Annotated in this window: 16 protein-coding genes; 3 read left to right on the forward strand and 13 right to left on the reverse strand. The window is 62.7% G+C overall.

Going from position 1 to position 12,541, the window contains the following annotated elements; genetic code table 11:
* The 13 genes from KBC96_14795 to KBC96_14855 form a co-directional block, all read right to left on the reverse strand.
* The coding region (locus KBC96_14795; protein ID MBP6965661.1) for a (2Fe-2S)-binding protein at positions 1-1,186 on the reverse strand (1,186 nt) is incomplete at its 3' end.
* Positions 1,179-2,804, reverse strand: coding sequence for an NAD(P)H-dependent oxidoreductase subunit E (locus KBC96_14800; protein MBP6965662.1), 1,626 nt, complete (start codon positions 2,802-2,804; stop codon positions 1,179-1,181). The genes KBC96_14795 and KBC96_14800, both read right to left, overlap by 8 nt.
* 1 nt (position 2,805) lies before the next feature.
* The gene (nuoE, locus tag KBC96_14805) at positions 2,806-3,294 is read right to left on the reverse strand and encodes an NADH-quinone oxidoreductase subunit NuoE (GenBank protein ID MBP6965663.1); all 489 of its coding nucleotides are present in this window, start codon (positions 3,292-3,294) and stop codon (positions 2,806-2,808) included.
* Positions 3,295-3,387: 93 nt separating this feature from the next.
* Entirely contained in the window at positions 3,388-5,172 is a 1,785-nt protein-coding gene (gene nuoF / locus KBC96_14810; protein MBP6965664.1) for an NADH-quinone oxidoreductase subunit NuoF, read from the reverse strand.
* A gap of 49 nt (positions 5,173-5,221) precedes the next feature.
* A complete protein-coding gene (locus KBC96_14815) occupies positions 5,222-5,590 on the reverse strand; it encodes a (2Fe-2S) ferredoxin domain-containing protein (GenBank protein MBP6965665.1) in 369 nt (122 codons plus the stop codon).
* Between the two features lie 20 nt (positions 5,591-5,610).
* On the reverse strand, positions 5,611-6,159 hold the full coding sequence (locus KBC96_14820) for an ATP-binding protein (GenBank protein ID MBP6965666.1): 549 nt from the start codon (positions 6,157-6,159) through the stop codon (positions 5,611-5,613).
* The gene (locus KBC96_14825; GenBank protein ID MBP6965667.1) at positions 6,160-6,687 is read right to left on the reverse strand and encodes an NAD(P)H-dependent oxidoreductase subunit E; all 528 of its coding nucleotides are present in this window, start codon (positions 6,685-6,687) and stop codon (positions 6,160-6,162) included. It lies immediately after the preceding gene.
* 17 nt (positions 6,688-6,704) lie between these two features.
* Positions 6,705-7,451 carry a PHP domain-containing protein gene (locus tag KBC96_14830; GenBank protein ID MBP6965668.1) on the reverse strand — a complete coding sequence of 249 codons (747 nt, stop codon included), beginning with the start codon at positions 7,449-7,451 and terminating at the stop codon, positions 6,705-6,707.
* A gap of 1 nt (position 7,452) precedes the next feature.
* Entirely contained in the window at positions 7,453-7,788 is a 336-nt protein-coding gene (locus KBC96_14835) for a serine kinase (protein ID MBP6965669.1), read from the reverse strand.
* Between the two features lie 4 nt (positions 7,789-7,792).
* Positions 7,793-9,190, reverse strand: a complete 1,398-nt coding sequence (locus tag KBC96_14840) for a 4Fe-4S dicluster domain-containing protein (GenBank protein ID MBP6965670.1) — start codon at positions 9,188-9,190, stop codon at positions 7,793-7,795.
* Positions 9,183-9,671 carry an ATP-binding protein gene (locus KBC96_14845; protein ID MBP6965671.1) on the reverse strand — a complete coding sequence of 163 codons (489 nt, stop codon included), beginning with the start codon at positions 9,669-9,671 and terminating at the stop codon, positions 9,183-9,185. The genes KBC96_14840 and KBC96_14845 overlap by 8 nt, the downstream gene beginning before the upstream one ends.
* Positions 9,649-10,002 carry a hypothetical protein gene (locus tag KBC96_14850; GenBank protein ID MBP6965672.1) on the reverse strand — a complete coding sequence of 118 codons (354 nt, stop codon included), beginning with the start codon at positions 10,000-10,002 and terminating at the stop codon, positions 9,649-9,651. The genes KBC96_14845 and KBC96_14850 overlap by 23 nt, the downstream gene beginning before the upstream one ends.
* A gap of 22 nt (positions 10,003-10,024) precedes the next feature.
* The gene (locus KBC96_14855) at positions 10,025-10,249 is read right to left on the reverse strand and encodes a hypothetical protein (protein MBP6965673.1); all 225 of its coding nucleotides are present in this window, start codon (positions 10,247-10,249) and stop codon (positions 10,025-10,027) included.
* A 247-nt stretch (positions 10,250-10,496) separates the two neighbouring features.
* On the opposite strand from KBC96_14855, the gene KBC96_14860 reads away from it, so the two are divergent.
* From KBC96_14860 to KBC96_14870, 3 genes are all read left to right on the forward strand, one after another.
* Positions 10,497-10,988, forward strand: coding sequence for a transcriptional repressor (locus KBC96_14860; GenBank protein ID MBP6965674.1), 492 nt, complete (start codon positions 10,497-10,499; stop codon positions 10,986-10,988).
* Complete coding sequence (locus KBC96_14865; protein MBP6965675.1) at positions 10,985-11,221, forward strand: ferrous iron transport protein A; 237 nt, start codon at positions 10,985-10,987, stop codon at positions 11,219-11,221. The genes KBC96_14860 and KBC96_14865 overlap by 4 nt, the downstream gene beginning before the upstream one ends.
* 25 nt (positions 11,222-11,246) lie before the next feature.
* A partial coding sequence (locus KBC96_14870) for a ferrous iron transporter B (GenBank protein MBP6965676.1) occupies positions 11,247-12,541 on the forward strand: 1,295 nt, incomplete at its 3' end.

Consider the following 12,541-nt stretch of genomic DNA (forward strand, 5'->3'; position numbering starts at 1 on the left):
CAATGCCCGCCTCCTTGATCATGCCCGCCGCCTCGCGGGTCGTCAGGACGTAGTCCACATCCTGGTAGCCGCTCGAGAACATCTCGGGCCTCTCCGACTCGAACTTCTTCGCGGCGCAGGGCATGATCGAGACGACCACCATCTTCGCGGGGTCTATGCCCATCTTCTGCGCGTAGTAAGTCTTCGCCAGGGCACCGAACATCTGCTGCGGCGACTTGCACGTCGAGAGATGCGGGAGCTGATCCGGGTAGAAGTGCTCGATGAACTTGATCCAACCCGGGCTGCACGATGTGATCATCGGCAGGGTGCCGCCGTTCTGCACTCGACCGATCAGCTCGTAGCCTTCCTCCATGATCGTCAGGTCGGCGGTGAAGTCGGTGTCGAACACCTTGTTGACGCCGAGCATCCGCAGGGCGGAGACCATCTTGCCGGTGACGAGGCTTCCCGGCGGCATGCCGAACTCCTCGCCGATCGCCGCGCGGACCGCCGGCGCGGTCTGGACGACTACGAACTTATCCGGGTCGTAGATGGCATCCCAGATCTCGGGGGCCGGGTCCTTCGCCTTCAACGCGCCGGTCGGGCAGCGGTTGATGCACTGCCCGCAGTAGACGCACACGACGTCCGCCAGCGGCTTGTCGAGCGCCGGTCCGATCGTAGTTTCCCACCCGCGGTGGCTCGCGAAGAGCGCACCGACCGACTGGATCTCGTGGCACACCCGGATGCATCTCTTGCAAAGTATGCATTTCTCCGGGTTGCGGATCAGGGACGGGCTCGAGATGTCCATCGGCTCCTCGCGGCGCTCGCCCTGGAAGCGGATCTCCTGGATTCCCAACTCCTTCGCCAGCTTCTGAAGTTCGCACTTCTGGTTGGCGGAGCAGGTCAGGCAGTCCTGGGGGTGGTTTGCCAGCAGCAGCTCGACTATCAGCCGGCGCGCCTCGCGGACCTTCGGGGAGTGAGTGTTGATCTCGAGCCCCTCGGACACCGGGTACGCGCAGGCCGGGCAGAGCAGCCTCTGACCCTTTACCTCGACCACGCAGATTCTGCACACGCCCTCGACGCTGAGGTCGGGGTGATAGCAGAGCGTGGGGATGTATATTCCGGCCTTCTGGGCGGCCTGGAGGATCGTCATTCCCTCCTCGGCCTGCACCTGCTGGCCGTTTATGGTGATGTTCATTGTCTTAGCCATGTACTTCGGCACTCCTTCCATTGCTCATCGCGCAGACCCCGGTCGGGCATGTCCGGTCGGTCACGTGAGCCGCATACTCGTCTCGGAACAGCTTCAGGCTGGTCGTGAAGGCCATGCCCGCGAACTGTCCGAGTCCGCACCTCGAAGACGACGCCATGTTGTCGGCGAGGTCCTGCATGACCTCGATATCTCCGACCTGTCCCTCGCCCTCGATCCATCTCGTCGCTATGTCATACATCCGCTTCACGCCTTCCCTGCACGGGATGCACTGTCCGCACGACTCGTGCTTGAAGAACGCAAGGCAGTTGTGGATGAGATCAACTATGCACTTGTCCTCGTCTATGACTATCAGCGCGCCGGCGCCCGGCGAGAGGTCTTCATAGGCGAACTGCCGGTCGAGGCTCTCCTTGCCGACGCACACGCCGGACGGCCCGCCGATCAGCACGGCCTTGATCTCCTTACCGGACTTCGTGCCGCCCGCCATCTCGTAGAGGACCTCGCGCATCGTGGCCCCGTACGGGACCTCGATCACGCCGGGCTGAAGAACGTCGCCGCACGGGGAGAAGATCTTGGTTCCCTTGCTTTTCTCCGTGCCGATGGTATTGTACCAGTCAGCGCCGTTCAGGATGATCTGCGGGATGTTGACCAGCGTCTCGACGTTGTTGATGACGGTCGGCGCTCCCCAGAGCCCCTGAGTCGGCGGGTACGGCGGCTTCACCATCGCTTCACCCCGGCGCCCTTCGAGCGACTCGATCAAGGCGGTCTCCTCGCCGCAGACGTATGCGCCCGCGCCCTTGAAGACCTCAATCTCGAAGTCGAAGCCGGACCCGAAGATGTCCTCTCCGAGCAGACCCATCGCCTTCGCGTCCGCGATCGCCTTCTGGAGGTTCTCGACGGACTGCTTGTACTCGCCTCGGATGTAGACGTAGCCCTTGTCCGCGCCGACCGCGAAGCCGGCGATGATCATTGCCTCGACGAGGCTGTGCGGGTCGCCCTCCAGGATCAGCCTGTCCTTGAAGTTGCCCGGCTCGCCCTCGTCGGCGTTGCAGATGATCGTCTTGGGCGCGCCCGGGGCGTTTCTCGCGGCTTCCCACTTTATCCCGCATGGGAATGCAGCGCCCCCGCGCCCCCGCAGGTTCGACTTCTTGACCTCGTCAATGACCTGCTCCGGGGTCATCGAAGTCAGAGCCTTGCCGAGCGCCTCGTAGCCGCCCCCTGCGACGTACTCTTCGATTGACTCCGGGTTGACCACGCCGCAGTTCTTCAGCACAACCTTCTGCTGCTTCGCGACGAAGGGCACTTCGGCGGCCGGCCCCGCCGCCGACACTTCGCCTTTGTACATCAGCCTCTGGACGATCCGCCCCTTGAGGAGATGCTCCTCGACGATCTCCTTCGCGTCAGCGGGTGTGAGATGGACGTAGACCGTGCCTTCCGGGTATACCGTGATCACGGGACCGTGCTCGGAGATACCCAGGCAGCCGGTCTCCACTACGCGGATCTCCTTCTCCAGGCCGGCCTTCCTGATCTCCTCGGTGAGCGCGGCCTGCACGGCCCTGCTTCCCTTGAGCACGCACGACGTGCCGTTGCAGATTAGAATGTGCGATCTGTAGAATGGCATATCAGGCCTCCTTCTCCGCATAGCTGCCGAGGATTCCCGGGATCATCTCCGGCGTCAGGTTGCCGTGGACCTCGTCGTTCACCATGATCGCCGGCGCGACTCCGCAGACCCCGAAGCAGCTCACGTGTTCCAGAGTGAACTTGCCGTCTTCCGTCGTCTCGCCGTTCTTGATGCCGAGTTCGTCCGTGATCGCCTTGATGATCGCCTTGGAGCCCTCGATGTGGCAAGGAGCGCTGTCGCAGACCCTCACTACGTACTGCCCTCTCCGGCTCGTGCTGAAGAGAGTGTAGAACGTTGCGGTGCCGTACACCTCGCTTACCGGGATATCCAGACCGTCGGCCACCTCCTGCATCGCGTGCTCAGGCAGGAAGCCGAACTTCGCCTGTACGTCGTGCAGGATAGGCAGCAGGTTGCCTCTGAACGCGTTATGTCTGGCAACGATTGTCTTTACGTCCGCAGAACACTCTGCGCACTTCTGCCCTGAACTCAAGCGTACACCTCCGTTTTCGAATATGCAGTCGGGAGACCGCAGACTTCAGACTGGAGACCCGCGATGCGCCGCCTCCGGTCTTCCGGCCGCAACCTATCCCTTGATGATTGCCTCGAACCGGCAACTCTCCATACAGATTCCGCACTTCGTGCATTTGTCCGCCGCGATGACGTGCGGTTCGCGGCGGCTCCCGGTGATCGCTCCCACCGGGCAGTTCTTAGCGCAGAGCGTGCAGCCGGTGCACCGCTCCGCGATTATGTTGTAGTTGATGAGGGCCGTGCAGACCCCGGCCGGACACCGTTTCTCGTTGACGTGCGCCTCATACTCGTCGCGGAAGTAGCGGAGCGTGGCGCGAACCGGGTTTGGCGCGGTCTGCCCGAGGCCGCACAGAGACGCGGTCTCTATGTTCGTGGCGAGCGCTTCCAGGAGGTCAATGTCCTCGGGCCTGCCGCCGCCCTGCGTGATCCGATTCAGGATCTCGAGCATCCGCTTGCATCCCTCGCGGCACGGAACGCACTGGCCGCAGGACTCCTCCATGGTAAACTCGAGGAAGAACCGGGCCACGTCCACCATGCAGGTATCGTCGTCCATCACGATCAGGCCGCCGGAGCCGACGATCGAGCCCGCCTTCTGAAGCGAGTCGTAGTCCACCGGCATGTCCAGCAGGCTCGCCGGCAGGCATCCGCCCGACGGTCCTCCTGTCTGGATCGCCTTGAACCGGCGGCCGTTCGGAATCCCGCCGCCGATTTCATAGACAATCTCGCGCAGGGTCGTGCCGAACGGGACCTCGATCAGGCCGGTGTTGACGATGTTGCCGGCGAGCGCGAACACCTTGGTGCCCCTGCTCTTCTCGGTGCCGTACTGCGCGTACCAGTCGCCGCCGTTGCGGATTATCGCCGGGACGTTTGCATAGGTCTCGACGTTGTTGATGAGCGTCGGCTTTCCCCACAATCCGGAGACGGCGGGGTAGGGCGGCTTGGTCCTCGGCTCGCCGCGCTCTCCCTGGATTGACGCCATCAGCGCGGTCTCCTCACCGCAGACGAACGCTCCCGCGCCCTTGCGTATCTGGATGTCGAAGTCGAGCGCGCCGAACACTCCCCTGCCGAGCAGCCCGAACTCCCGCGCCTGGTCAATCGCCTTCTGAAGCCTCTGGATGGCTAGAGGATACTCGGCGCGGACGTAAGCGAAGCCCTGTCGGGCGCCGACGGCATAGGCCGCGATCGCCATTCCCTCGATGATCGCGTGAGGGTCGCCCTCGAGAAGCGAACGGTCCATGAAGGCGCCCGGATCGCCCTCGTCTCCGTTGCAGACCACGTACTTGAGGTCGCCCTGCGCCTCGCGGGCAAACTCCCATTTCCGGGCTGTGGGGAATCCCGCGCCGCCGCGGCCTCTCAGGCCCGAATGACCGATCTCGGCGATCACCTGTTCAGGCGTCATCTCGGTAATCGCCTTGCCGAGGGCCGCATAGCCGTCCGCGGCGATGTAGTCTTCGATGGTGTTCGGGTCAATGGTGCCGAGGTTCTTCAGGACGATCCGCGTCTGCTTGGCGAAGAAGGGAATGTCCTCATAGCGAGGCATGGCCTCGTCGCCCTCTTTGGCAAGGAGCCTCTGAACTATGCGGCCCTTCACGAGATGCTCCGAGACGATCTCCCCGGCGTCCTCGGCGCCGACCTTCGTGTAGAATATGCCCTCCGGATAGACGATGATGACCGGCCCGAGGTCGCACGTGCCGACACAGCCCGTGTCGTACACGCTGATCTCGGTGGCGAGGCCCGCCGACTCTATCTCTTTTCTGAGCGAGTCCTCGACCTCGTGAGCACCCGAAGCGATGCATGCCGCCCCGGCGCATACCAGAATATGTGAACGCTCCAACTTCATGATTCAGCAGAACTCCAGACCCTGATTGTCATTCAGATCCCCAGGGCCGCTATTCCTGGGACGAAGCCACAACCCACTCGCCGACGATGTTGTCGTTGACGAGATGCTGGCTTATGATGGTCCGCGCGCGGTCGGGCGTCACGTACCCGTAGGTCACGGTCGGTTGGCCCGGCTTGCTGACGTCCATCATCGGCTCCTGCTCGCAGAGGCCCTTGCAGCCGGTCTGCGTCACGGCGATATCCTGGATGCCGCGCTTGCTCAACTCGTCGAGGATGGCCGACATCACGTCGCGGGCTCCGGCGGCGATGCCGCACGTTCCCATGGCGACGACGATCCTGGCCTTGAACTGCCCGTCACGCACCTTCATGGCCTGCTGGGCCTGCTCTCTCACCTTGCGGAGATCATCGAGACTCTTCATGTCTTTGCTGTACCCTTTCTCTAGTCAATCGTTCCCGCATCCCGGATGCCCTCATCCAGGTGCCTTCTAATCCACTCGATCACGAGCGGGTTGTTGATCGGGACGCCGCCGAGTTCCTCGACGACCTCACGCGTGTCGAAAACATATTCCTTGCCGTCTACATCGTAACGGACGACGAATCTGACATCCGGGTTCACCGCTATCAGGCTGATCAGGGTCGCCGCGAGGTCCCCCACGGGCGCCCGGTCAATATTGTCGTACTCGAAGTCGGCGGAAACCGTCGTGCCTTCCCCGGGGCTCGACTCGATCCGCATCGAACCGCCGCTTCGCTCCGCCGCCGCGGACAGAAGAGGCAACCCCAGACCCACCTTGCGGGTCGTCCGCGAAGTCACGAAAGGATCGGTCACCTTCTCCAGAGTCTCCCTGTCCATCCCGCGGCCGTCGTCGGCAATCTCCAGGCTGAGCAGGTTCTCTTCCCTCCGGAGCGAGAGCGTAAACGTGACGGTGGTCGCGCCGGCAGAGAGCGAGTTCTGCGCGATGTCCAGGATGTGCAGGGAGAGATCGCGCACTCAGACCTCCGCGGGCTGCTTGTCCTTCTTCTTCTCCAGGATCTCGGCGACCCTGCTCGGGCAGACCCTGGCATGGACCTTCTCCCCGATCACTACGACCGGCGCAAGGCTGCACGCTCCGACGCATCGGACCGCCTCGACGGTGAACTCGCCGTCCTCGGTCGTCCCGCCGCCGGCCCCGAGGCCCAACTCCGCGATCACTCGGTTGAAGACGCTCTGCGATCCCCGCACGTAGCACGCGGTTCCCATGCATACCTGCAACTTCCGCTTGCCCTGAGGCTTCATGTGGAAGAAGTTGTAGAAGCTCGCGACGCCGGCCGTCTTGCTCAGAGGGATGTCCAGACCCTCGGCTATCTTCAGCAGAGCCCACTCCGGCAGGTATCCCAGGCGTTCCTGCACGGCGTCGAGCACCGGTATCAACGCGCCGGGCATCTCCCTGTGTTCGGCTACGATCCGCTCGATCTCGCCGACAATCCCCTCTGCGCTCTTCTCTTTGACTGACGGCTCGCCGTCCTTGTCGTTTGTCATCTCAAGTACATCCATCTCTATTCGTTTGATCCGACGCGGCGCCCGCCCAGACCCTCGCAGGCCAGCGCAATCTCCTCCGCGGTTCGCGATTCCAGGTGAAACGCGGTCCGACCCGCCCCGATGTCGTTCAGGCAGTGAGCGTCCGAGGACGAGATCAGGGTCCTTCCACGGATGCTCGGGAACTTCTCCGTCGCCTTCTCCGGCGTAATGTTTTTCGATATCTCCAGCGCCGGCACGTCCAGGTCGGGCGGCACGAATCCGAGCACCGCGATCAGGCTCATCGAGGGCCGATCCACGTGCGCCGGTACCGCCAGACCCCCCAGCGAGCGAACCCGCTCGGTCAGTTCATCGAGGCCGATGTCGGCTGGGGTCGAACACAGATGCTCGTTGAACCCGAGGAACTCCCCGCAGGCGTCAACCTTCATCTGCTCGTCGAAGCTCTCGTGGCCGTGCGGAGTCTCCGGCAGAGCCGCGTACACTTCCTCCTGCAGGGCCAGCGCCGATTCCAGTTTGTCAAAGATGCAGACTACGTGTATCCCCTCGCGAGTCTCGCATTCCATTCCGGGCAGAACCTTGACCGAGCTGCCTTTGGCCGCTTCTAGCACGGCCCACACGTTTTCCGCCGTGTTGTGATCTGTGATAGCGATCACATCCAGGCCCTTGGCTTCCGCCTCGCGGATGATCAGTTCCGGGAGCATCTCGACCGCCGCGCACGCGGAGAGCAGCGTATGCACGTGCAGGTCGGCCTCCACGCGGCGCGGCATCTTACCGAATCCCCAGTTCGTAGAGCCTGCCGACGACCTCGTAAGCCTTCGCGGGGGTCGTGAGTATCCTGATGCCCTCCTCGTCGGCCTTCTCGATAGTCTTCTCTTCCGGCTCCGCGCCGCCGGCTATCACGACGGCCGACAGCCCCAGCAGGGTGGCGACCGCCACTATGTTCTGGTGAATCTGAATCGTCACCCAGATGTGGCCGGCCCCCGCGTTCCCGATCACGTCGCTGAGGAGGTCGGACGAGTACCCGCCCGTGACCTCGACTCCCTCGGGCGGTCCGCCCGCTCTCTGCGCGAGACCGAGTCTCTGAATCACTTCGTTCAGCAGCATGTCTCTACTCCTGTGATGCCTCGCCTTGCGGTCCGTTCAGTTTCTGCTGACCGCCCATCGCCGGCGGGACCTTCTCGGCGAGGGTCATCAGCTCCTGAGCGAGAGCCTGCACTCGATCTCTCAATATGAACACGCAGTCGGTCTCTACGGCCAGCCCCATCACGATGTCCTCCGCGAGGGCCCTGCAGTTCGGAGCCCCGCACGATCCGCAGTCCAGGCTCGGGAGGCTCTCGGTTATCTCCTCGATGCGTTCCATTTTCTGGATCGCCACGGCCATGTCTTCGTCGAGGCTGAGCGTCGGCCTCGGTTCGATCTGTCTGTCGAACTCCAGCACGGATGGATCAACTCTGCTCAGCAGTTCGGCCTGGTGAGCCGCGATCTCGTCGTCGGACGGAATCGGCGCCGAGTCGGAGGATATCTCGCGAATCCGCCGACGGGATATGAAGGAGTTCTCGACCTGGAGGACTCCGCCGACGCATCCGCCGACGCACGCCTGAAGCTCGATGTAGTCCATGTCGAGCAGTTTGCCGTGCTCGATCTCCTCCATCAGTTGTATGACGTTGTGTATGCCGTCCACCGAGACGTGCCTCTTCGCGCCGATGGAGAGCACCTCGCCGCCGCTTCGCGCCCAGCCGATCCCGACTCCGGACGCCTGGCGGAGCGCCTTCTTCACGTCTTCGTCGGTCGCGTTGTACACGAAGTTGTGCAGCTTGCCGTAGACATCCCTTATCGGAATGGCCCCGTCAACGCACTGGGCGTCGAATCCGACAGGGTCGGCTATCGCGCTGACCTTGCCGGGGCAGGGCGTGATGAAGAACAGCCCGATTTCTTCCGGCGCGATGCCGAGTTCGGCGGCCTTCTGCGACCGGGCGAGCCTTGCGGCGGCCCGCATTGGTGAGACGACCGGCACGATGTTCCCTATCATGCCCGGGAAACGAATCTGGATCAGCCTGACGACCGCCGGACAGGCCGACGAGAGCAACGGCCTCGGACGGTCCGGGTTCTTAAGTATCTCGCGAATCTTCGCTGAGACGAGTTCGGCGCCGTAGGCCACTTCGAAAACATCGTCGAAGCCGAGGTCGAGCAGCCCCGCGATTATCTTCTCGGGTTTGATGCCTCCCCTGAACTGGCCGTACAGAGCGGGAGCCGGCAGCGCGATCCTGTACTTGAAGTCCTGCAGCCTGCTCAAGTCGTCGGCGATTGCGGTCTTCGCCTGATTCGGGCAGTTGCGTACGCATTCTCCGCAGTCAACGCACTTGATCTGGATGATCCGGGCCTTGCCGTCCCGCACGCGGATCGCCTCGGTGGGACAGTGCTTGATGCAGTTGACGCAGCCCTTGCATTTGTCCTCGATCAGTCTGACCGAGTGAAAGTACTCCTGCGGCACTGAAGTTTCACCCATTGTTGAAAACCATTTCGAGCGTCGTCCCGACGCCTATCTCCGTTCGAATCTCCATCGCGTCGGTGCACTTCTTGATGTTCGGCAGTCCCATTCCCGCGCCGAAACCCATCTCCCTGACGGCGTCGCTCGCGGTAGACCACCCCGGCTGCATCGCCAGATTCACGTCCGGGATGCCCGGCCCCTTGTCTTGCACGATGATCCTGATCTGCGCCGGGTTTGCGGCCAGCGTGATCTCGCCCGAATCGGCATGGATGACGACGTTCATCTCGGCCTCGTACGTCGCCACAGCCGCCCTGCGGATAGTGTCCGCTCCGACTCCGATCTGCTGCAGCATCTTCTTGATGCGCGTCGAGACGCTCCCCGCCGCAGCGAAGTTCCCGCCTTCGATCTTGAACGCGTACCTCAGCTCGGCGCCGTTCTCGGAGCCTGCCGATGTCGGGGTCTGCCCGCCGACGGAATCATTCAACCCGCATGCACCCATCCAGCCCCTTGGCGTACAGCAGGCCGCAGCTCTCATAGAGAGGGTACGGCGATGAGAGCAGTGGAATCCCGATCTCCGTCGCCATCGCGATCGTCGCATCGTCGGGGCGTTTGTTGCGGACGAAGATGACCCCCTTGAGGTCGAGTATCTCGGCCGTGCGTATCACCTGGCTGTTCGTCAGGCCGGTGAGCAGAAGCGCGCCTGGCTTGGTGAATGCAAGCACGTCACTCATAAGGTCGCAACCGCAGGCGTTGCATATCTCCTCGCCCAGCTTATCCTCGCAGCAGAGCACTTCGGCCATGAGCGCCGACTTGACCTCTTCGATGGTCACGCCTGTGCAAGATCCATTTCGTTCATTCGGCATAGTGTTCAGGTCCGTCCCGCGGAGCATCATCCGATCGAACCGTCTCCTGCAGGTCTATTCCTCCGTTGATCCGCGGATATCTGCGGCTGCCGGTACGCTTGTGAAAATATTCACAAGCTCGACCAAAATAAAACGGGACATCGCCACGACCGCACGCAATCCCGATGTAATCGGTTACCTGCACCAAATCCACGATGATTTCGTCGTAATCCATCGAATTCTACCACAAAACCGCCCCGTTCGCCAAGTGCCCGGAGGCCCATTTGTTGAGATTTTCAAAAATAACTGACATATTCCGCGGCGGACTTCGAACTCAGAGACCGCGCGCCGGCCGATTTGACGGATTCCGCGGTGGAAAAGGCTTGACATATGCCGACCGCTGTGGCATAATCAGGGTAGTGAGATTGAGACTGAGTTGCAATAAGAGCGCCGAGTCGAGTACCATCAGGGGGTCAATCGCCGTGACGGCCGCATGCAGAGATGAGGATCGGGTATTCAGGGAGTACCTCGGCGGTGAGGGGCTCAGGCTCACGTCGGAGCGCATCAGGATACTGCGTGAGGTGTTCAGCCGCCACGACCACTTCGAGGCGGAGGACATCGTAATGGGCCTGCGCCGCAGGGGTACGCGGGTCTCCAGGGCGAGCGTCTACCGCACGCTGCCTCTGCTCGTCGAGTGCGGTCTGTTGAGGTGCGTCCACCTGGGGGAGAAGCACGGGCATTACGAGCACACCTACGGCCACGAGCATCACGACCACATGATATGCTCGCGCTGCGGCCGGACCATAGAGTTCAAGGATGATGAGATAGAGAGACTGCAGGACCGAGTCTGTGCCGCGCACGCTTTTGCTCCGGACGGCCACCGGCTCGAGATCAGCGGCGTATGCGCGGAGTGCGCGGGAAGCTCATCCCACCGCGGGTCCAGAGCGCTTCGAGACGGAGGGAAGGCACTATGACACTCGATCAGTGCGTGAGGGGCTCCGAGGTCCAGATCGTGTCAATCAACGACCCGGCCCACAGAGACCAACTCGTGCGCCTAGGCATATCCGGGGGCGCCAGAGTCGTCTGCCAGGAGAAGCTTCCCTTCGGACCGCTGGTGATTCGCTGTAACCGTCAGGAGATAGCAGTCGGCCGTAAACTGGCGCGACGCATAGTGGTTCGACGATACATCGGCGCTCTGCCGCGATGAGGACTCACTGAGAAACGAGCCGCGCATGCGCACCCGATCACGACTGCACCGACATCGTCATCACGGCCCGAAGCCGGTCTCTGAAGGACCCGCCAGGCGGATCGCGCTGGCGGGCAACCCCAATGTCGGCAAGTCCGTCTTCTTCGGCTACCTCACAGGCATCTACGCCGAAGTCTCGAACTATCCCGGCACCACCGTAGAGATCACGCGCGGGCATTCGGGCGCCGATCTCATCATTGACACCCCGGGTATTTACGGCGTCTCGTCTTTCAACGATGAGGAGCGAGTTGCCCGGGACATCATCCTGGACGCCGACATCGTCGTAAACGTCGTGGACGCCGTCCACCTGGAGCGCGATCTCTTCCTCACTCTTCAACTCGCCGACATGGGCGCGCCGATGGTGGTCGCACTGAACTTCATGGACGAGGCCGGGAGCGAGGGGCTGGAGATAGACGTGGACCTGCTCTCCGATCTGTTGGGGGTGCCGGTAATACCGACCGTGGCCACGAAGAATGCGGGTCTCGAGGAAGTCGGGGAAGCCATCGAGAATGCCCGTCCGGGTCACGCCGATCCGGAGATCGCCCGACTGATGAAGAATGAGCTTCGTTCGGTCGGCTCCACGAGGGAGGCGCTGCTCGTGCTCGAGGGCGACGAGGTCGTCTCCGAGAGGCACGGCCTGGAACCGGGGAGGCGCCGGGAGGAGTTTTACGTCCGCCGCAGGGAGCGGGTCAACGACATCGTCGGCCACGTTTTGCGCGAGGTCGGCATCGGCAGGAGGCTCGCACTGAGGCTGGGCAGTCTCACGATCCATCCCTGGGCCGGCCTGCCGATCCTGGCGGGTGTTCTTTACCTGATGTACGAACTCGTGGCTGTTCTCGTGGCTCAGAAAGTGGTGGGGTTCACTGAAGGCACAGTCATGCAGGGTTACTGGGAACCGGCGGCCCGAGCGTTGGTCCACAGGTTCGCGCCGGAGGGATCGGTGATCGCGACCATGCTGGTAGGCCGGTTCGGCGTGGTGACCATGACGGTGACCTATCTCATCGGCCTGCTTCTGCCGCTCGTCGCGGGGTTCTACCTGGCCCTGTCGCTGCTAGAGGACAGCGGATACCTTCCCAGGCTTGCGACTCTTGCGGATCGTGCGCTCAACAGCATAGGTCTGAACGGTCGGGCGGTGGTGCCGATCATCCTCGGATTCGGCTGCATAACGATGGCGACCATCACGACGCGGATACTCGGCACGCACCGGGAGAAGACGATCGCGGCCTCGATCCTCAACTTCGCCATCCCCTGCTCCGCCCAGCTCGGTGTGATCGTGCTGCT

The organism is Armatimonadota bacterium (genome assembly GCA_017993055.1).
Classification (GTDB): Bacteria; Armatimonadota; UBA5829; order DTJY01; family DTJY01; genus JAGONM01.